Annotated in this window: 12 protein-coding genes; 6 read left to right on the forward strand and 6 right to left on the reverse strand. The window is 72.1% G+C overall.

The window, feature by feature from the left end; genetic code table 11:
- Positions 1–87: 87 nt before the first annotated feature.
- Positions 88–2,388 carry a hypothetical protein gene (locus tag JE024_RS04360; RefSeq protein WP_205372302.1) on the forward strand — a complete coding sequence of 767 codons (2,301 nt, stop codon included), beginning with the start codon at positions 88–90 and terminating at the stop codon, positions 2,386–2,388.
- 106 nt (positions 2,389–2,494) lie between these two features.
- On the opposite strand, the gene JE024_RS04365 is transcribed toward JE024_RS04360, so the two are convergent.
- From JE024_RS04365 to JE024_RS04380, 4 genes are read right to left on the reverse strand one after another with little or no spacing between them, the layout of a single operon-like run.
- Entirely contained in the window at positions 2,495–4,483 is a 1,989-nt protein-coding gene (locus tag JE024_RS04365; RefSeq protein WP_205372303.1) for a beta-galactosidase, read from the reverse strand.
- A gap of 30 nt (positions 4,484–4,513) precedes the next feature.
- Positions 4,514–5,464: a carbohydrate ABC transporter permease gene (locus JE024_RS04370; protein ID WP_205372304.1), complete on the reverse strand. Its 951-nt coding sequence runs from the start codon at positions 5,462–5,464 to the stop codon at positions 4,514–4,516.
- Positions 5,461–6,528 carry an ABC transporter permease gene (locus tag JE024_RS04375; protein WP_205372305.1) on the reverse strand — a complete coding sequence of 356 codons (1,068 nt, stop codon included), beginning with the start codon at positions 6,526–6,528 and terminating at the stop codon, positions 5,461–5,463. Before JE024_RS04375 ends, JE024_RS04370 begins: the two co-directional genes overlap by 4 nt.
- 3 nt (positions 6,529–6,531) lie before the next feature.
- A complete protein-coding gene (locus JE024_RS04380; RefSeq protein WP_205372306.1) occupies positions 6,532–8,223 on the reverse strand; it encodes an extracellular solute-binding protein in 1,692 nt (563 codons plus the stop codon).
- Between the two features lie 402 nt (positions 8,224–8,625).
- On the opposite strand from JE024_RS04380, the gene JE024_RS04385 reads away from it, so the two are divergent.
- Together JE024_RS04385 and JE024_RS04390 are read left to right on the forward strand one after the other, a co-directional pair.
- The gene (locus tag JE024_RS04385; RefSeq protein ID WP_205372307.1) at positions 8,626–11,505 is read left to right on the forward strand and encodes a glycoside hydrolase family 3 protein; all 2,880 of its coding nucleotides are present in this window, start codon (positions 8,626–8,628) and stop codon (positions 11,503–11,505) included.
- 204 nt (positions 11,506–11,709) lie between these two features.
- Positions 11,710–12,915, forward strand: coding sequence for a S8 family peptidase (locus JE024_RS04390; RefSeq protein ID WP_205372308.1), 1,206 nt, complete (start codon positions 11,710–11,712; stop codon positions 12,913–12,915).
- A 410-nt stretch (positions 12,916–13,325) separates the two neighbouring features.
- On the opposite strand, the gene JE024_RS04395 is transcribed toward JE024_RS04390, so the two are convergent.
- Together JE024_RS04395 and yicI are read right to left on the reverse strand one after the other, a co-directional pair.
- A complete protein-coding gene (locus tag JE024_RS04395) occupies positions 13,326–14,327 on the reverse strand; it encodes an SGNH/GDSL hydrolase family protein (RefSeq protein ID WP_205372309.1) in 1,002 nt (333 codons plus the stop codon).
- Positions 14,328–14,746: 419 nt separating this feature from the next.
- Positions 14,747–17,056, reverse strand: coding sequence for an alpha-xylosidase (yicI, locus tag JE024_RS04400; protein WP_205372310.1), 2,310 nt, complete (start codon positions 17,054–17,056; stop codon positions 14,747–14,749).
- A 239-nt stretch (positions 17,057–17,295) separates the two neighbouring features.
- Here yicI and JE024_RS04405 point away from each other — a divergent pair, with 239 nt between their 5' ends.
- The 3 genes from JE024_RS04405 to araD are packed head-to-tail and all read left to right on the forward strand — an operon-like array spanning position 17,296 to position 20,578.
- Positions 17,296–17,949: a GntR family transcriptional regulator gene (locus JE024_RS04405; RefSeq protein ID WP_205372311.1), complete on the forward strand. Its 654-nt coding sequence runs from the start codon at positions 17,296–17,298 to the stop codon at positions 17,947–17,949.
- The gene (locus JE024_RS04410) at positions 17,946–18,857 is read left to right on the forward strand and encodes a dihydrodipicolinate synthase family protein (protein ID WP_205372312.1); all 912 of its coding nucleotides are present in this window, start codon (positions 17,946–17,948) and stop codon (positions 18,855–18,857) included. Before JE024_RS04405 ends, JE024_RS04410 begins: the two co-directional genes overlap by 4 nt.
- The gene (gene araD, locus JE024_RS04415; protein WP_205372313.1) at positions 18,854–20,578 is read left to right on the forward strand and encodes an L-arabinonate dehydratase; all 1,725 of its coding nucleotides are present in this window, start codon (positions 18,854–18,856) and stop codon (positions 20,576–20,578) included. Before JE024_RS04410 ends, araD begins: the two co-directional genes overlap by 4 nt.
- Positions 20,579–20,645: the final 67 nt, after the last annotated feature.

The following is a 20,645-nucleotide window of genomic DNA, read 5'->3' on the forward strand; positions in this document are numbered from 1 at the left end:
GTACGTTCGGTGCGCGGCGCATGTATCCCCTCCCCGCGGACCGGCCGCCGCGGGACAATCCCGGGAAACGAGGGAAGGGTCGCGCCCATGCCGTCCGCAGACTTATGCCGTGCCCTCCGCCGCCGCACCGTGCTGGGGCTGTCCGCGGGGGTGAGCGCGCTCGCGCTGACGCTGACCCCGGCACTGCCGCACGACGCCGCGGCTGCACGGCCCGCCTCCGGCCCCGACGCCCGGGTCGCGCCGGCCAGGGCTCCCGCCCCGAAGCCGCTCGGCAGGCAGATCACCAAGTGGTTCCAGGACCCCGTCGGCAACCTGGCCTATCAGACACGCAGGACGGCCGGGCTCGACCGCGCCTACGGCCGCAACCTGGCCATCGGGTTCGTCGACATCACGGGCCTCGACGACGTGGACGTCACGGGCTACCGCGTGGTCGGCTCCGGAGAGCTGGCGCAGAGCGATCCCGCGCTGTACGCCTCACTCGGCCTGGCCGCGAAACCTCAGGTCGAGCGGTTCGTGATCGTGCCCAGCTTCAACAACCCGTCCACCGGGGACACCAAGGGGGCCCACTCCGAAATCCGTTTCTTCTCGCAGGAGTTGCTCTACATGGGGGTGACGGACCCGGCTCGGACGTTTCTCCTGTACTCCGACCTGTCACCGTGCCGCGACTGCGCTCCGCGAATCCCGGACACCACCGAGGTGCGCTGGATGACCAGGGACGGCGAGGGCTCGCACCTGCGCAGGGAACGCATCCTGAACGCCGCCGCGGCCTCCGGTCACGAGGCCGCCATGACGGACGCGGACCGCAAGCGCAACGCCGAGGCGGTGGCGCGCACACGGCAGCGGACGCTGGACAAGCGGGCCAGGGAAGCCGAGCGGCGGGCGCAGTTGTGGGGGAAGGCACCGCCGACGCCGTGTCCCACACCGCTCTCGGCGCCACTCGCCGCGGGCGGGTCCGGCGTCCTCGCCCTGGCCGCCCACCGGCGGTCCGCGGCCGCTGCCCGGCCGGCCGCCGCCCCCTGCGGGGAACCGGACGGGAAGGACACCGCGCGGGCCGCACCGGGCGGGCTGGGCCGCGCTCTGGCCGGGCCCGTCGCCGAGTCCCCCGGAGGCATCGACTTCTCCGCGCTGACGCTGCGCTACCTCGCCGACCCGGGTGACGGCAGCGGGCTGCAGTACGCCTTCGAGGCCCCCGCCGCCGCCTCCGGCGCCTCCCCGGCGGCCGGTACGGACGCCGCCCGCCTCAGTTCCGACGCCTTCTTCGTCTGGCTGGCGCTGAAGCCCTCGACGTTCTGGGTCAACCTCAACCCCACCGAACCCGACCGCGTCGTGGACGCCGACATGGGCCGCACGGACGTGGGGCGGGTCATGCTCCAGGCGGACCTGCGGCTCAAGAAGGACGTGGGCAGGCTCGTGCACCCCGGCACGGAGCTGGGCCGGAGGTACCACGACCGGCTGAAGGGCACCTGCTCGTCGTCGCGTGTGTGGGTCCTGCCCGAGCCCGCCGACATCCACGCCGACGGCGAGAAGCTGTACGTCCTCAAGGCGCCGCTCAGCGTCCGGATGGAGGCTGAGCACATCGAACTGCCCCGGGAGAAGGGCGGGCCGGGCGACTGCCCCGAGGCCGACGAGGCCACCCGCGACCACAACGAGGCGCTCTTCCGCAGCCTGATCCTGCCCGAGCTCACCAAGCTGGTGAACGGCGACCCGCACTACGCCGACCTGCGCCGCGTGCACCTCTCCCGCGTCGCCGCCCAGTGGTACCGGGAGCTCGGCGCGTCCCGGCCCACCACGTACGGCGAGCTCGTCGACGGGGGCGACATCGACGCCTGGACGACCCGGACCGGCTGGAAGCCGAAGGACACCTTCGACCGGTACGTCCACTCGTACACCGAGGGCGACTACCGCTACAGCCGCGAGGAGACCAAGGGGGACCGCGTCTGGACGTACACCTACGTGTACGGGGGTGTCGACCTCACCTCCGCGCCGCTGCGCAAGATGTCCGAGAGCTCCTTCACCGCCCGCCACGCGGGCCTGCCGAAGGACGTCCGGGCCTCGCTGACCCGCCCGGTCGGCGGGGGCGGCACCGACGGCCGGCTGCTGATGGGGGCGCGGACTCCGCAACAGGCGGCCGCGGGACCGGGCCCGTCCGCCGACGGCGAAGACGACGACAGCGACGACGACTCCGGCGGCAGCTCCGGTGAGCGGGCGTCCGGCCGGTCGGCTCTCGCCGCGTGGACATGGGTCTGGCTGCCCGCGCTGCTGGTTCCTCTCGGCGGCATCCTGCTGTGGCGCCGCCACGCCACGGCACCGCGTCCGGCGAGGCCCGCACGCGGTCCGTCCGCCGGCGCGCCGGATCGGCCCCGTTCGCCGTACGACGACTACCTGTGAGCCGCGGCCGCCGCCGTCCCCGCGTCCCGGGAACGGCGGTGGCGCCGCACGGTCAGGTGTGCGGCGCCACCGGGTCCCTCCGGCCGGGGCCGGAAGTGCGAGCGGCTCAGGCGGGGTCGAGGACGGCGACGCCGAAGCGGGGCAGGCGCACGGTGTCGTGCACCTCGGTGTCCGTCAGCAGGTCACGGTGGCTGCCGGGGACGGGGACGGTGACCGGGTCGCGGCCGTGGTTGAGGACGAAGAGAAGCGGGCCGCGGCGCACCGCCTCGACGTGTTCGGGCAGGGCGTCGAGGACCGGTGCCACGCCGGCCTCGCGGGCGGCGCCGGCGAGCAGGCTGCGCAGGGCGGCCGGTTCGGGCAGGGTGCTGACGTAGTGGGCGCCGCCGTTGCGCAGGACGGCGGGGAGCCCGGCCAGCTCGCCGCAGGCGTAGGCGGCGACGGTCTCGGCGCCGGGCGCGGGCTGGATCTCCTCGGACCACAGGGTGCCGTGGAAGGTGCCGCAGTCGGCGCGTTCGCCCTCGCCCAGCGGCCACCACTCGTGGAGGACGTCGATGCCGAGGAGGTCGCGCAGCCGGGCGTCCATGCCGCCCGGGCGGACGCGGTCGTCCGTGTCGGCGATCCCCGTGAGGAATCCGCACACCAGGGTGGCCCCGGCGCGGACCCGGGCCACCAGCGCGTCGATCGCCGCGTCGTCGAGCAGGTAGAGCTGGGGCACGACGATGAGGCGGTAGCGGTCGAGGTCCCGGCCGGGAGGGGCGAAGTCGACCGGGATGTGCGCCTCCCACAGGGCCCGGTGCCAGGCGCGCAGGATGTCCTCGTAGGCGACCAGCCGTGACGGGCGGGCCTCCTGCGCGGACGCCCACCAGGCGTGCCAGTCGTGCAGGATCACCGCCTCGGCGCTCTGTCCGGTGCCGGCGGTGCGCGGTCCGATCCGGGCGAGGTCGGCGCCGATCCGTTTGATCTCCAGGAAGCCGCGGCCGCGTTCCCCGGCGTGGGACACCATCGCGGAGTGGAACTTCTCGGCGCCCTGGCGGGACTGGCGCCACTGGAAGTAGCAGACGGCGTCGGCGCCGCGGGCCACGGACTGGAGGGACCAGAGCCGGTTGAGGCCCTCGGGCTTGGGCCGGTTGACCTCGCGCCAGCTCACCGCCCCGGCGGCCTGCTCCATCAGCATCCACGGTCCGCCGGCCTGCGAGCGGGTCATGTCGGCGATCATGGCCTGGTACTGGCCGGCCAGCGGGTCGGCCGGGTCGGGGTAGGTGTCGACGGAGACGACGTCCTCGTGGCGGGACCACTCCCAGGCGTCCTGCCCGAAGAACATCGGCATGAAATTGGTGGTGACGGGGATGTCGGGGGCGTGGCGGCGCACGATGTCGCGCTCGGCCAGGAAGCAGGCGAGGAGCATGTCGGACGAGAAGCGCCGGAAGTCGAGGATCTGCGCCGGGTTGCGCAGGTAGTGGGCGCGGCGCGGCGGCAGGATCTCGTCGAAGGTGTCGTAGCTCTGGCCCCAGAAGGCGGTGCCCCAGGCGGTGTTGAGCGCCTCGGTGGTGCCGTAGCGGTCGGTGAGCCAGCGCCGGAAGGCGCGGGCCGCCTCGTCCCCGTAGTCGTAGGTGCAGTACTCGTTGTTGATGTGCCACATGAGCAGCGCCGGGTGGCCCGCGTACCGGGCGGCGACCGCCTCGGTGACGGCGGCCGCGGCGCGCCGGTAGTCGGGGCTGGCGGGTGCGAAGTGCTGGCGCGAACCCCACCACTCGGTGCGGCCGTCCTCGTCGCGGGGCAGCGTGCCGGGGTGGAGGCGGCCCAGCCAGGGCGGCGGGGAGGCGGTCGGGGTGGCGAGGACGACGCCGACGCCGTGGCCGTGCAGCAGGTCCATCAGCCGGTCGAGCCAGCCGAAGTCCCGTACGCCGGGGCGGGGTTCGATCCGGGCCCAGGAGAAGACGCCCACGGTGACGGAGGTGACGCCGGCCTCCTTCATCAGCCGGACGTCGTCCTCCCAGATCTCCTCGGGCCACTGCTCGGGGTTGTAGTCGCCGCCGAACAGGATCCTGCCGCGGGTGGCGTCCGCGAGCGTCGGCCGCGTACGGGGTGTGCTCATGACGTACCTCGTGCTCCTCGGCGACGGGGCTCAGCCCTTGACCGCGCCGGTGAGCATGCCCTTCTTGAAGTGTTTCTGGACGAACGGCGACAGGACGGCGACGGGCAGCAGGGCCAGCACCATCACGGCCATCTGGACGGCGGTGCCGGAGAGGTCGCCGGCGCGCACGGCCATGTTGAGGCCGACGGGGATCTCCTGCTTCTGCACGAGCTGGATGAGCACGTTCTGCAGCGGCATCATCTGCTGGTCGGTCAGGTAGATGGAGGCGTTGAACCAGGCGCTCCAGTAGCCGACCGCGTAGAAGAGGGTGATCACGGCGATGACGGCCCGGGACAGCGGCATGACGACCTGCCACAGGATCCGCCAGTCGCCGGCGCCGTCGATGCGGGCGCTGTCGATCAGTTCGGACGAGATGCCCATGAAGAATCCGCGCAGGACGAGGGTGTTGAAGACGCTCACCGCGCCGGGCAGGATCAGCGCCAGATAGGTGTCGGTGAGGCCGAGGGTCTGCACCAGCAGATAGGTGGGGATGAGCCCGGCGCCGAAGAACATCGTCACCATGAGGGTCATCAGGATCAGCCGGTGGCCGACCGAGCCCGGCCGGGAGAGGCCGTAGGCGCAGAGCACCGAGACCACCATGGAGAACAGGGTGCCGGTCACCGTGACGCCGACGCTGACCAGGGCCGCGCGGGTGACCTGGCCGCCGCTCAGCAGTTCCTGGTAGGCGACGAAGGTGATGTCCTTCGGGACGATCACGAGGCCGCCCGCCTCGGTGATCGTCTGCTTGCTGGACAGGCTGGTGACGACGACGATCCAGAGCGGGACGAGGACGGCCAGGCAGGCGAGGACGATGACGGTGCCCTTGGCCGCGCTGCCCGCCTTGCTGGGCGGCTCCTCCCAGACGGGCCGGGGCGGGGCGGCGAACCGGCCGGGCCGGCGCGGTCCGCGGCTCGGCGCGGGCCGGTCGATGACGGCGGTCACTTGCGGTACACCCCCTGCTCGCCCATGAGGTGGGCGGTCTTGTTGGCGGCGAGCACGAGCACCAGGCCGACGACGCCCTTGACGAGTCCGGCGGCCGCCGCGTAGCTGAAGTCCTGGTTGCGGATACCGGTCCACCACACGAAGGTGTCGAGGACCTCGGATGCTCCCGGCCCCACGGCGTCGCGTTGCAGCAGGAGCTGTTCGAATCCGACGGTGAGCGCGTCGCCGACGCGCAGGACGAGCAGCAGGGCGATGACGGGCCGCAGCGCGGGCAGGGTGATGTGCCACATGCGGCGCCAGCGGCCCGCGCCGTCCATGGCCGCGGCCTCGTAGAGGTCGTGGTTGACGGCGGCGAGCGCGGCGAGGAAGACGATCAGGCCCCAGCCGGCGTCCTTCCAGATCCCCTCGAAGGTGACGAGGAACTTGAAGGCCTCCGGGTCGGTCATGAGGTCGAAGCCCTCGTAGCCGCGCTGGCGCAGTTCCTGGGCGATGATGCCGGCGCCGCCGAGGATCTGCTGGAAGACGGTGATGACGAGCACCCACGAGAAGAAGTGGGGCAGGTAGAGAACCGCCTGGACGACGGCCCGCACCCCCGGCCGCAGCAGGCTGTTCACCAGCAGGGCGAGCGCGATGGGGATGGGGAAGTAGAGCACGAGCTGGAGGAAGAACAGCACGAAGGTGTTCTCGACGGCGTGCCAGAAGGCCGGGTCGCCGAAGACCCGTTCGAACTGGGCCATGCCCACCCAGGGACTGTTGGCCATCGCGGTGATGCCGTTGGTGGAGACGTACGGGTCGTACTCCTGGAAGGCGATGACGTTGCCGAGGATCGGCACGTAGTTGAAGACGACGAGCAGGAGGACCGCGGGGAGGGTCATCAGCAGCAGGGTGCGGTCGCGGCGCAGCCGGCGGCCGAGCGGGATCTTCCCCGCCTTCCCCGCCTTGCCCTTCGCGGGGCCGCCGCCGACCCGCTTGCGGAGCCCGGCGGGCCGGGCCCGGTCGGAGACCGGGCCCGGCTGCGGTGTGCTGTCGGCCGGCGCGGGGCCCGGCGCGATGTCGTGCGCCATGGATCAGCCCGCCGCGGGAGCCGAGGTGTCGAGGATCTTCTTGTACCAGTCGCGGAGCTCGTCGCCGCCCTTGCTCCTCCACTCGGAGACGGCCTGCTGCATGTCGGAGATCTTCTTGCGGCCGCGGACGATGTCCTTCTCCAGCTGCTCGAAGTCGTTGGACAGGTTCGTCCACTGGTTGGGCTCGGTGATGGTGAGCCCGTAGAAGGAGGACTTCTTGGTGAGGGCGCCCATCCGCTGCTGCCACTCGATCATCGCCTTGGTGACCTCGGGCTGGTCGGGGTGGGCGATGTACGAGGCCGGACTGGCCATGAAGCCCCAGGCGTTGGCGACCTGGTTGTTGCCCGCGTCGGTCTTCGTCGGCAGGCCGTCCTTGATCGTGTAGTGGGTACCCTCGACGCCGTACTCGGTGAGCATCCGCTCCTTGGTGCCGTACGGGGCGGAGGTGAAGTCCGCCGCGGCGAGGATGTCCTCGATGACGGCCTTGGGCGTGCCCTTCTTCACGAAGGCCCAGATGTTCGCCGGGTTGGTGGCCCACAGCGTCGGCGGCCGGCCGTCGTGGCCGGGGATGTCCATGGCCGCCATGGCGAAGTCGGGGTTCTGGCCCGCCTGCTCGACGGTCTTCTGGTACCAGTGCGAGACGTCGTTGTTGTAGATGAGGATCTGGCCGGAGGTGAAGCGGTCGCCGGCGTCGCCCTGGTTGTCGGCGCGCGCGTCGGGATGGACGACGCCCGCCTCGTAGAGCTTGCGCACCCACTCCAGCGATTCGAGGTACTCCTGCGTCTCGAAGCGGTGGATCAGCTTGCCGTCGACGAGGTTCCAGCCGAGCGCCTTGTCGCCGCCGTTGAAGACGCCGAACATGTTGTAGGCGGTCCAGCGCATGTCGTCGCAGGCCCACACCTTCGCCTTGGCGTCGGTGATCTCCTTGGCGAGGGCCATGAACTCGTCGGCGCTCTTCGGCGGCTGCCAGCCCTTCGCCTCGAAGAGGTCGGCGCGGTAGAAGGGCGCGATGTTGGTGACGTACGAGGCCGGCATCGGCAGTCCGCGCAGCCTGCCGCCGAAGATGGAGCGCTGCCAGGCGTCGGTCGGGATGGCGGCGAGGTTCGGGTACGCCTTGACCTTGTCGCCGGAGAGGTAGGGGCCGAGGTCCTCGAACTTCGCGTTGATCGCGCCGGGGATCTTGCCGTTGAGGTTCCAGCCGGGGACGACGACGAGGTCGGGGATCGCGCTGCCCGCGAGGACGGCGCCGAGCTTGTCGGCGTAGGTGTTGCCGTCCTGGTTCTGCCAGGTGACCTTGACGCCGATGGCCTCGTTCATGGCCTTGTAGTACGCGTTGTCCGGGGCCGGCGGCGGACCCCAGAAGGGTGCCATGGCGGTGAGCTCGCTGCCCTTGCCCTTCTTGGCGGCGACCGAGGTCTGCAACTGCGCGGTGGCGATCGCGGTGGTGAAGCCGGCGGCGGAGCCGTTCTCGGACGGGATGTCGGGGGTGACGACGGCCCGGGCGGCGAACGTGGGAAGGATCTTCTGTGCGTCCTTCCCGCTGGTCGTGCCCTCGTTCTTCTTGTTCTCCGTACCGCCGCAGGCGGCGAGCAGCGGCATTCCGCCCGCCACGGCGACGGCCGCGACGGCGGTGGAGGACAGGAACGTTCTGCGGCTGGTGGCCGGAATGCCCACGTCAGTGGCGTTCGGCGTCATTGCGTCAACCCTTCATGCCTGTGGTACGCGCCAGGACACCCGGCGGATCGCGTCCGCCGGTCGGCTGCGGTGTCTGTGGTGGTGCGAGAGTTACTGCGGTGCGGACGCGGGCGGTTCAGGACGGGCGCCTGGACGAGCGGTCCGTCCCGCCGTCATGACCGAGGGCTTCCGAAGATTCGTCGAAGCGCTTCGATGTTGCTGCGAGGTTAAGTGAACACCCCTCGCCGGGCAAGGGAGAGAACCGATATTCCTCGGATCTTTCCGGCCACTTGACCCGCACATCGCACCCCTGGGCAACCAGGCGAATACACACGGACGACGCTTGACATCGGCCAGGCCACCGCCTGAGCATCGAAGCGCTTCAACCGTCGTCCTTCTCCAGCCTGGCAAGGGGTTCCGTTCGTGACAGCTCACCGGCCGCCGCTCTTCCGTGACCCGCAGTCGGCCGTCGGCCGACGCGTCGACGACCTGCTCGCGCGGCTGACCACCGACGAACGGATCGCGATGCTGCACCAGTTCGCACCCGCCGTCGAACGTCTCGACGTCGGAGCTTTCCGCACCGGGCAGGAGGCCCTGCACGGCGTGGCATGGATGGGCCCGGCGACCGTCTTCCCGCAAGCCGTGGGCCTCGGCGCCACCTGGAACCCGGAACTGGTCCGCCGCGTCGGCGAGGCCGTCTCCCGGGAGGCCCGGGCGATGCGCGCGAAGGACGACCGGGTGGGCCTCAACGTCTGGGCGCCGACCGTCAACCTGCTGCGCCACCCGCTGTGGGGCCGCAACGAGGAGGGCTACGCGGAGGACCCGTACCTCACCTCCGCCGTCGCCGTCGCCTACACCCGCGGACTGCGCGGCGACCACCCCGTCCACTGGCGCACCGCGCCGATCCTCAAGCACTGGCTGGCGCACAACAACGAGACCGACCGCGACGTCTCCTCCGCCTCCGTGCGCCCGCGGGTGCTGCACGAGTACGACCTGCGGGCCTTCCGGGGCGCGGTCGAGGCCGGCGCGGTCGCCGGGGTGATGCCCGCGTACAACCTCGTCAACGGCCGCCCCAACCACCTCTCCCCCTGGCTGCGCGAGCACCTGCGGGCGTGGACCGACCGTGAGCTGCTGGTCTGCTCCGACGCGGGGGCGCCGTCCAACCTGGTGGACTCGGAGAAGTACTTCGCCACCCACGAGGAGGCGACGGCGGCGGCGCTGCGTGCGGGGGTGGACTCCTTCACCGACCACGGCACCGACGGATCGGTGATGGGAGCCCGGCTGCGCGGGGCGCTGGAGCAGGGGCTGATCGACCCGGAGGACATCGACCGGGCGGTGCGCCGGCTGCTCACCGTGCGTTTCGCGCTCGGCGAGTTCGACGCCGACCCGCACGAGGACGACACCGCGTACGACACCCCGGCCCACCGGGCCCTGGCACGGGAGGCGGCCGAGCAGGCCGTCGTCCTGCTCCGCAACGAGCCGCGGGCCGAAGGACCCCGGGGCCGGGCGCCGCTGCTGCCGCTGGCCGCCGGCACCCGGCTCGCGGTCGTCGGCCTGCTCGCCGACGAGTGCAAGCTCGACTGGTACAGCGGCAGCCTGCTGCACCGCAGTTCCCCGCTCGACGGGCTGCGCGAGCGCTTCGGCGCCGTCGAGTACGCCGAGGGCACCGACCTGGTCCGGCTGCGGACCGCCTCCGGGGGCGTGCTGCTGGCACCCGCGAGCGACGCCGCCGACCGGGCGCGCGGCGCGGAGGTCGCGCTGGACCCCGCCCTGCTGGCCGGCCGCACCGACCTGCCGCCGCTGACGGTCACGGACTCCCCCGGCACGGACGGCACGGTGTTCGCGATGACCGACTGGGGCGACGGGGTGCTCACCCTGCGGGCCGCTGGCGGGCGGTACCTCTCGGTGGCCGAGGACGGCTTCGTACGCGCCTCCGCCGACCAGCCGGGCGGCTGGGTGGTGCAGGAGACGTTCCGGCTCGTGCCGGCCGGCGGCGACCAGGGCAACCAGGGCGAACACCTCCTCCAGCACATCGCCACCGGGCTGTACCTCTGTGTCGCCGCCGACGGCGTGAAGGTTGCCGCCGAGGGCGAACCGCTCGCCGTCGACTCCGTGGAGCGCGGCGAGGACGCGGTGGCCCGGGCCGCCGCGGCGGCCGACGTGGTCGTGGTGGTCGCGGGCAACGACCCGCACATCAACGGACGCGAGACCGAGGACCGCCGGACCCTGGCGCTCCCGCCGCACCAGGAGCGCCTGTGGCGGGCCGCCCGCGACGCCAACCCGGACACGGTGCTCGTCCTGGTGTCGTCGTACCCGTACGCGGTGCCGGAGGCGGCCGCGGACCTGCCCGCCGTGCTGTGGACGGCCCACGGCGGCCAGGACGCCGGCACCGCGCTGGCCCGGGTGCTCGCCGGGGACGTGTCACCGGCCGGACGCCTGCCCCAGACCTGGTACCGCGACGACGCGGACCTGCCGGACCTGATGGACTACGACGTCATCGGCAGCCGGCAGACCTACCTCTACTTCCGCGGGGAGCCGCTGTTCCCCTTCGGCCACGGCCTGTCGTACACCCGCTTCGCCTACACGGGGCTGACGGCGGAGCTCACCGGGGGCCGGGTCCGCGTCCGGTTCACCGTCGCCAACACCGGCGCCCGCGCCTCGGACGAGGTGGCGCAGGTCTACCTCCGCGCCGTCGACGCCGACGTGCCCCGACCCGCCGCCGAACTGGCCGCGCACGAACGGCTGCACCTCGCCCCGGGCGAGTCCCGGGAGCTGGCGTTCGACGTGCCCGTGGAGGCCCTCGGCCACTGGGACGTCGCCCACGGGCGCTGGACCGTCGAGCCGGGGCGCTACGAGGTGCTGGCCGCGGCGTCGAGCACCGATGTGCGGCTGCGCGCGGCGGTGGAGGTCGCCGGCGTGCCGTCCCCGCCGCGCCCGGTGCTCGCCGGCGGCCTGGACGCGGCCGGCTACGACGAGCAGTCGGGCACCGTCCTGGTGGACCGCCACCGGACCCACGGCGACGCGGTGGCCCCGGTCGCGGCGGAGGGCAGCCTGCTGTACCGCCGCTGCGATCTCGGCGCAGGGCTGGGCACGGTGGGCGTGGAGGCGTCCGGCGAGGGCACGGTGGAGGTGCTCCTCGGCGGGGATCGGGTGGCCTCGGTGACCGTCCCCGCGACGGAGGGGCCCTACACGTACGTCACGGTGACCGGGCCGGCCGCCGCGCCCGCGGGAGTGCACGATCTGCGGGTCGTCCTGCGGGGCGCGGTACGGCTCGCCCGTCTGGATTTCACCGCTCGCGGCTGACGGACGACGGTTTTTGTTGCGCGTACATGCCAAATTTGTTGACTATCCGTCAACTCCCTTGAAACACAGCCGTTCCTGATCGAGTCTCGAGCCAGGCCCGGGGGCCGCACTCCAGCCCCCGGCGCCGTGCACGCGACCACGCGTGCACCCCCCCACAGCACGCGCCGCACACGGCGTGCGCTGCCCAGAGGAGGCTCACTCACCATGGCACCACTGCGCAGCAAGAAGGCCCGCACCGCGGCCGTCACCACCTTGACGGCCGCGGCCCTCGTCACCGGGCTCACCGCACTTCCCGCCCAGGCCGCGCCCGCCGAGGGCACGGTGCTCGCCGCCGGCTCCCCCACAGCCGTCCAGGGCAGCTACATCGTCACCCTCGCCGAGGACGCGGGATTCTCCGCGTCCGCCGCGAACTCCAAAGCCCTCGCCAAGGAGTACGGCGGCACGGCGAAGAAGACGTTCCGCCACGCCCTGAACGGCTTCACCGCCGAGCTCACGGCCACCCAGGCGCGCAGACTGGCCGCCGACCCGGCGGTCGCCTCCGTCGAGCAGAACCAGACCGTCCAGGTGAACGCCACCCAGACGAACGCCCCCTGGGGCCTCGACCGCATCGACCAGACGTCGCTGCCGCTGTCCGGCACCTACACCTACCCGGACACGGCGGGCAGCGGGGTGACCGCGTACGTCATCGACACCGGTGTGCGCATCACCCACACCCAGATCGCCGGGCGGGCCGCCAACGGCTACGACGCCGTCGACAACGACAACGTCGCCCAGGACGGCAACGGCCACGGCACGCACGTGGCCACCACCATCGCCGGCACGACCTACGGCGTCGCCAAGAAGGCGAAGATCGTGGGCGTCCGGGTGCTCAACAACTCCGGCTCCGGGACGACGGCGGGCGTGATCGCCGGCATCGACTGGGTGACGGCGAACCACTCCGGCCCCTCCGTCGCCAACATGTCGCTCGGCGGCGGTGTGTCCACCACCCTGGACGCCGCCGTGCGGCGCTCCATAGCGAGCGGCGTGACGTACGCGGTGGCGGCGGGCAACAGCAACGCCAACGCGTCCTCGTTCTCCCCGGCCCGCGTCACCGAGGCCATCACCGTCGGCGCGACCACCAGCACGGACGCGCGGGCGAGCTACTCCAACTACGGCGCGGTCCTGGACCTCTTCGCGCCGGGCTCGTCGATCACGGCGGGGTGGCACACGAGCGACACCGCGACGAACACCATCTCCGGTACGTCGATGGCGACGCCGCACGTCGCGGGTGCCGCCGCGGTCTACCTCGCCGGCCACACCTCGGCGACGCCGGCCCAGGTCTCCGCGGCACTGGTCGCCGGGGCGACGACGGGTGTCGTCACCAACCCGGGCAGCGGCTCGCCGAACCGCCTCCTGAAGATCGTCCCGTAACCCTCCAGGGTGCGCGGGGGGGCGTCGGGCCTTTGGCCCGGCGCCCCTTTCGCGGGGGGGCCTTGCGGTGCCTGCGGATGCACTGTGGGGTGCGGTGGCCGCGGGGGCGGGTGCGTTGTGGGGTGCGGGTGCGTGGGTGGCGCACCCATGCTGCGCGCGGGTTGTCCTCAGACGCCGGACAGGCTTTGTTGCCCGCTCGGGCATGTTTCTTCTGTGCAGGCGGGGGTGGTGCACCCCCGCTCCGCGCGGGTGCCCTCAAGCGCCGGACGGGCTTGAGTTGCCCGAACTGGGTCCGCACCGCAGGACGAACGTTGCGGGTCCCTCCGGAGGCTAGAGCGCCCGCTCGCCCCGATATGACTGCCCCTGACTCGACGACCGTCGGGCGCTTACGCCTCCTGCGCGCCCCTCCCTCACCATCCCGTCGACAGGCTCCTGAGGAACGGGGCAAGCCGGTCGGCGATCACCCGGTCATCGTGAGCCGAGGTGTGCCCGTCACATCCGAGGAAGTCCAGTCCCGACTGATCGAGGAACCAGTAGCGGACGCCGCTGTCGCCGGCGTCGTTGCGCGCTTCGACCACCTGTCGAACATGCTCGGCATTTCTGTCGAATCCGACGGCCACGAGGGTGGAGCCGGCACCGTAGCGCGTCCGCAGTGTCCGGAGGAACTCGCCGTAGGCGGTGCGATAGGCGGCCGCGAGGCTGTCGGGGGTCCACGGTTCACCCGGGGTGAGGTCGGAGAAGTCGTTGGAGCCGAGGTTGACCACCACGACATGAGGGCGCCACGTCCCCGGGTTCTGCCAGACGTCGCCCTCCACGTTCAGCAGGGCGCGGTCGTAGTAGGTCCGGTACGTGACGTGCGGCATAATGCCGGCGACGTTACGCACCATCCCGAGGCCGGAGAAGCCGTTGATCTGGTAATCGGCGTCCAGCTGCTGGGCGGTGAGGGCGCCGTGGCTCATATCGCTGTTGGTGTGCCGCTTGACCTGCTCCGGATTGCAGTCACAGGTGCCCGACATGTTGCCGTAGCCCACCGTGATGGAGTCCCCGATGAACTCGATCTGGCGGCCCCGGGGCGCCGGCTTGCTCAGTACGGCGCCCCCGGGCGCGGCGACGAAGCCTCCGAACGTGCTGGTCTCCCCCGGGGTGTCGTTGCGCTTGACGACCCGGACCGTGTGCTCGCCGTCCCGCAGACCGTTGATCCAGTGCGTGGTGTCACCGGGTGTGACCAGCGTGGCGACGGTGGTCCCGTCGACCTGGACGTCGTAGTCGGCCGCCGCGCAGTCGAGTACCACCCCGAGGCCGGTCCCGCGGAAGCGGCCCTCGAAGTACACCCCAGGCCAACTGAACTGCACCGTCTCCCCCAGGTCCCTTATCCGCCCTGCGGTGTGCACCTGCTCCGAAACGCTCTTCACGGAGTTCAGCTGACTCAGCTCATACCGCGAGCCCGCGTCCACAGCAGCAGGCGCCGCCGGGCGCATCCCGCGCTCCGATTTCGGGTTCCCTCCACTGAAAGTCATGTGCGTCCCGTCTCTCCGTCCCTGTGCGCACGACCACCGGCCCCGGACGCAGACACCGCCTCGCCCACCGGCGGGCCGGTACGTTCACCGCGGACACGGGGCGCGCAGGAGGCGTAAGCGGGCCGACAGTCCTCCGGCTAGGGCGAGTCAAGTCTGAGGCGAGCGGCCGCTCTAGCCTCCGGAGAGACCCGCAACCCCCACCCCACGCACCGGACCAGCGCCGTGCAACCCAAGCCCGTCCGGCGCTTGAGGACACCCGCGCGCAGCGGGGGTGCGCCACCCACACCCGCACCCCGCAACGCACCGCACCCCCCTCAGCGCTCCAGCCTCACCACACCCACCCCCACCCCGGTCCCGCCCGGTCCCACGTCCTGCCGCGCACCGCTCACCGCAGCGGAAGCCGCCTCGCGGAGGCGGAAGGGGCGGTCGGTGCCGTCCGCGTGGGCCGTCACCGTGTCGGGGGTCCAGGTCACGGTGAAGGCGGCCGCGCGCTCCCCGCGGGCCCCCGGCACGACGACCGTGACCGGCGGGGCGCCCGCCGCGGGCGGCGCGCCCACGAGGAGGGTGAGCTCGTCGAGCCAGTCCCCGTCGGGGCGCCCGGTGTCGGCGCCGAGGGGCAGCACCGCCCCGGGGCGGAGGTAGAGCGGCAGGCTGTCGAGGGCGTGGGTCTCGTGCCGCCACCCCGGCCCCCGCACGGTCTCCCCGGTGAGCAGATGGGTCCACTCCCCCTCGGGCAGGTACACCTCGACCGTCCCGTCGGCGGTGAAGACGGGGGCGACGAGCAGGTCGGGGCCGAGCATGTACTGGCGGTCGAGGGTGCGGCAGGCCGGGTCCCCGGGGAACTCCAGGACCATGGGGCGCATCAGCGGCACCCCGGTGTCGCGCGCCTCGACGGCCCCGGCGTAGAGGTAGGGCATCAGGCGGTGCTTCAGTTCGGTGAAGCGCCGCGCCACGGAGACCGCCTCGTCGCCGAACTCCCACGGCACCCGGTAGGAGTCGCTGCCGTGCAGGCGGCTGTGCGAGGAGAGCAGCCCGAAGGCGAGCCAGCGGGTGAAGACGTCCGGGTCGGGGGTGCCCTCGAAGCCGCCGATGTCGTGGCTCCAGAAGCCGAAGCCGCTGAGGGAGAGCGAGAGCCCGCCGCGCAGCGACTCCGCCATGGCGCCGAAGGAGGCCCAGCAGTCGCCGCCCCAGTGGACGGGGAACTGCTGGCCGCCGGCGGTGGCGGAACGGGCGAAGAGGACCGCCTCGCCGGGGCCGCGCTCCTTCTCCAGGAGTTCGAAGACGGCGGCGTTGTAGAGCTGGGTGTAGTAGTTGTGCATCCGCTCGGGGTCGGAGCCGTCGTGCCAGACGACGTCGGTGGGGACGCGTTCGCCGAAGTCGGTCTTGAAGCAGTCGACGCCCTGGTCGAGGAGGGTCTTCAGCTTGCCCTGGTACCAGGTGCGCGCCTCGGGGCTGGTGAAGTCGACGAGGGCCATGCCGGGCTGCCACAGGTCCCACTGCCAGACGTCGCCGTCCGGTCTGCGCACCAGGTGTCCGAGTGCCATGCCCTCGGCGAAGAGGGGTGACTTCTGGGCGATGTACGGGTTGATCCACATGCTGACGCGCAGGCCCCGGTCGCGCAGCCGGGCGAGCATGCCGGCGGGGTCGGGGAAGGTCTCCGGGTCCCAGGCCAGGTCCGTCCACTGGTACTCGCGCATCCAGAAGCAGTCGAAGTGGAAGACGGAGAGCGGGATGCCGCGTTCGGCCATGCCGTCGGTGAAGGAGGTGACGGTGGCCTCGTCGTAGTCGGTGGTGAACGAGGTGGTGAGCCACAGGCCGAAGGACCAGGCGGGGGGCAGCGCGGGGCGTCCGGTGAGGGCGGTGTAGCGGGTGAGGACGTCCTTGGGGGTGGGTCCGGCGACGACGTAGTACTCGAGTTCCTGGTCCTCGACGCTGAACTGGACCTGGCCGACGGATTCGCTGCCGACCTCGTAGGAGACCTTGCCGGGGTGGTTGACGAAGACGCCGTAGCCGCGGGAGGAGAGGTGGAAGGGGACGTTCTTGTAGGCCTGCTCGCTGCTGGTGCCGCCGTCGGCCTGCCAGATGTCGACGCTCTGGCCGTTGCGGACGAACGGGGTGAAGCGCTCGCCGAGGCCGTAGATGTGCTCGCCGACGCCGAGGGCGAGCTGGGCGGCCATGTGGTGGGCGCCGTCGGGGGTGGTCACGAAGGCGGTGCCCTTGTGGCCGGCCTCGGTGAGGAGGCGGCCGTCGGCGTCGAGGAAGCGCAGGGCCCAGCGTCCGGCGGTGTCGAGCCGGAGGGTGAGGGGGCCGCTGACGAGTTCGGTGACGGTGCCGTCGCGGTGGACGGCGGCGTGGCCGCCGCCGGTGGTGTCGAGCACGAAGTCGGGGCCCCGGCGCAGCTTTCCGGCGTGGTGTACCGTCCGGACTCCGATGACTCCCTCGGCCGGTGAGAAGCACTCGACGGTGATGAGGGGCGCGTTGAGCGTGTCGCCTCGGGTGCGTACGGGTGCGACGGAGGCGTAGGCCGTGAAGCGGCCGTCGCCGGTGTGCAGATCGCGTACTTCGGTGGCGTACGAGGCGTGGGTGCCCTCGCGCATCAGCCAGAAGCCGTCGGTGAACTTCATCCTGGTCCTCAAGACGTATACGGACGGGGCGGAAGCGCTTCCGCGGATCATACTGGGCCCTTCATTGCCCCTGGTCAACGCTTCCCGGCCAATTCGTCGAAGCGCTTCACCAGGCGAAAACGGACTTCCTCACGAATCCTGTGCGAAGCATTGACGTCACACGAACTCGGCTCTACGTTCGGCCCGTTGCACTTCGTACGTCATATATGAGACGCGATACACGAGATCTGAGAGTGACCATGGCTTTCGCGCCCAGTCCGATCCCCTCCCGCACCCAGTATGTCCTGGAGGCGATCAAGCACGACATACTCACCGGCGGTCTCAGTCCAGGTCAGGCGCTGGTGGAGACCGAACTGGCGGCCCGTTTCGGGGTGTCCAAGACGCCGGTGCGCGAGGCGCTGAAGACCCTGGCGGGCACCGGACTCGTGGTGATGAGCCAGTACAAGGGCGTCACGGTGCGCATGGTCGACGCGGACATGGCCCGCGAGGTCTACGACGTGCGACTGCTGCTGGAGCCGGAGGCGCTGCGCCGGTCGATCTCCCGGGGCGCGTCGCTGGAGCAGGCCCGCTCGGCGCTGATCAGCGCCGACGAGGCGGCCGACCAGGCCGAACGCTCACTGGCGAACCGGGAGTTCCACCGGGCGCTGTACCTGCCGTGCGGCAATCCGCTGCTGGCCCGGATGCTCGACGAGGTGCGCGACCAGGCCGCGCTGGTGTCGACGGTGGCCTGGGCGGCCGATCCGTCCTGGCACCGGGAGGCCGACGAGCACCGGGAGATCCTGCGGCTGGCCGAGTCCGGCGAGACGGACGCCGCCGTCGCCGCGCTCCACAGTCACATCGCGTCGTTCCTGCTGCGCGCGTTCCCCCTGACCGACGAGGAGAACCAGGCATGACGGCCACCGACTTCACGGCCCTGCGCGAGGCCCTCGCGGACGTGGTGGCGATCCCGGTCACCCCGTTCACCGCCGAGGACACCATCGACGAGCCCGCGCACCGCGCGCTGATCCGGCGCCTCGTCGACGGCGGCGTGCGCACCCTGACCCCCAACGGCAACACCGGCGAGTACTACGCGCTGGACCCGCAGGAGCGCCGGGCGGTCACCGAGCTGACCATCGACGAGGCGGGCGAGGGCGCCGTCATCCTGGTCGGCGTCGGGCTCGACGTGCCGACGGCGGTCGCCTCGGCGCGGCACGCCAGGGACGCCGGCGCGCAGATGGTCATGGTGCACCAGCCCGTCCACCCGTACGTCTCGCAGAGCGGCTGGGTGGACTACCACCGGGCCGTCGCGGACGCGGTCCCCGAGCTGGGCGTCGTCCCCTACATCCGCAACGCGGCCCTCGACGGCGGCCGGATGGCCGAGCTCGGCGAGGCGTGCCCCAATGTGATCGGCGTCAAGTACGCGGTCCCGGACGCGGCCCGGTTCGCCGCGTTCGCCCGGGACGCCGGCCTGGAACGCTTCGTGTGGATCGCCGGTCTCGCCGAGCTGTACGCGCCCTCCTACTTCGCGGGCGGCGCCACCGGGTTCACCTCGGGTCTGGTCAACGTGGCCCCCGCGGTCTCCCTGGAGATGCTGGCCGCGCTGCGCGCCGGCGACCAGCGGGCGGCGATGAAGGTGTGGGAGCGGATCCGGCCGCTGGAGGACATGCGGGCGGCGCAGCAGTCGGCCGACAACGTCTCGGTGGTGAAGGAGGCGCTGTCCGCGCTCGGGCTGTGCCGCCGGGACATCCGTCCGCCGAGCCGGGCGCTGCCGAAGCAGCAGCGGCCCCGGGTCGCCGAGCTGGTGGCCGGGTGGGGCATATGAGCCTGCGCCCCGAGGAGCTGCGGAGCCACCAGTGGTGGGGGACGGACGGCCTGCGGTCGTTCTCCCACCGCGCGCGCACCCGGCAGCTCGGCTATCTGCCCGAGGAGCACCTGGGCAAGCCGGTGGTGGCGGTCCTGAACACCTGGTCGGACATCAACCCGTGCCATGTGCATCTGCGGGACCGCGCGCAGGCGGTGAAGCGCGGGGTGTGGCAGGCCGGCGGGTTCCCGCTGGAGTTCCCGGTGTCGACGCTGTCGGAGACGTTCCAGAAGCCGACGCCGATGCTCTACCGGAACATGCTGGCGATGGAGACGGAGGAGCTGCTCCGCTCCTACCCGGTGGACGGGGCCGTGCTGCTCGGCGGCTGCGACAAGTCGACGCCCGCGCTGCTGATGGGCGCGGCGAGCGCGGACCTGCCCGCGGTGTTCGTGCCGGCCGGGCCGATGCTGCCGGGCCACTGGCGGGGCGAGACCCTCGGGTCGGGCACCGACATGTGGAAGTACTGGGACGACAAGCGGGCCGGTCTGATCGGCGACTGCGAGATGGGCGAGCTGGAGAGCGGCCTGGCCCGCTCCCCCGGCCACTGCATGACGATGGGGACGGCGTCCACGCTGACGGCGGCGGCCGAGGTGCTCGGGGTGACGATGCCCGGCGCGTCGTCGATCCCCGCGGTGGACTCGGGCCACGACCGGATGGCCGCGGCCTCCGGGCGGCGGATCGTGGATCTGATCCGCGAGGACCTGAAGCTGTCGCGGATCCTGACGCGCGAGGCGTTCGAGGACGCGGTCACCACCGTGCTCGGTCTCGGCGGCTCGACCAACGCGGTGATCCATCTGATCGCCATGGCGGGCCGGGCGGGGGTGTCGCTGACGCTGGACGACTTCGACCGGCTGGCGCGCGAGGTCCCGGTGCTGGCCAACGTCCGCCCCGGCGGCGGCCCGTACCTGATGGAGGACTTCCACTTCGCCGGCGGGCTGCCCGGCTTCCTGTCGCGGATCACCGATCTGCTGCACCTGGACCGGCCCACGGCCGCCCACGCGACCCTGCGCGAGCAGCTCGCCGGGGCACTGGTCCACGACGACGACGTGATCCGCGTCCGGGAGAACCCGGTGGCGCCGGAGGGCGGCGTGGCGGTGCTGCGGGGCAACCTCTGCCCGGACGGCGCGGTCATCAAGCACATCGCCGCCGAGCCGCACCTCCTCAAGCACACCGGTCCCGCGGTGGTGTTCCCGGACTACCGGACCATGCAGCGGACCATCAACGACCCGGAGCTCGGCATCACCGCCGACCATGTCCTGGTGCTGCAGAACGCGGGCCCCAAGGGCGGGCCCGGCATGCCCGAGTACGGGATGCTGCCGATCCCCGACCACCTCCTCAAGCAGGGGGTGCGGGACATGGTGCGCATCTCCGACGCCCGGATGAGCGGCACGAGTTACGGCACCTGTGTGCTGCACGTGGCCCCGGAGTCGTACATCGGCGGGCCGCTGGCGCTGGTGCGCACCGGCGACCTGATCACGCTGGACGTCGAGGCGCGCTCGCTGCGGCTGGAGGTGCCGGACGAGGAGCTGGAGCGGCGCCGGGCCGAGTGGACCGCGCCGCCCGAGCGCTACGAGCGCGGCTACGGCGCGCTGTACAGCGAGTACGTCACGCAGGCGGACACCGGCTGCGACTTCACCTTCCTCGCCAGGCCGGGCGAGGTGCCCGATCCCTACGCGGGCTGACGCCCGCCGCACACCGGGCCCTTGGCCGCGGCGCCGGACGGCGCCGCGGACAGCGGACCCCCACACC

The sequence above is a fragment of the Streptomyces zhihengii genome (assembly GCF_016919245.1).
GTDB lineage: Bacteria > Actinomycetota > Actinomycetes > Streptomycetales > Streptomycetaceae > Streptomyces > Streptomyces zhihengii.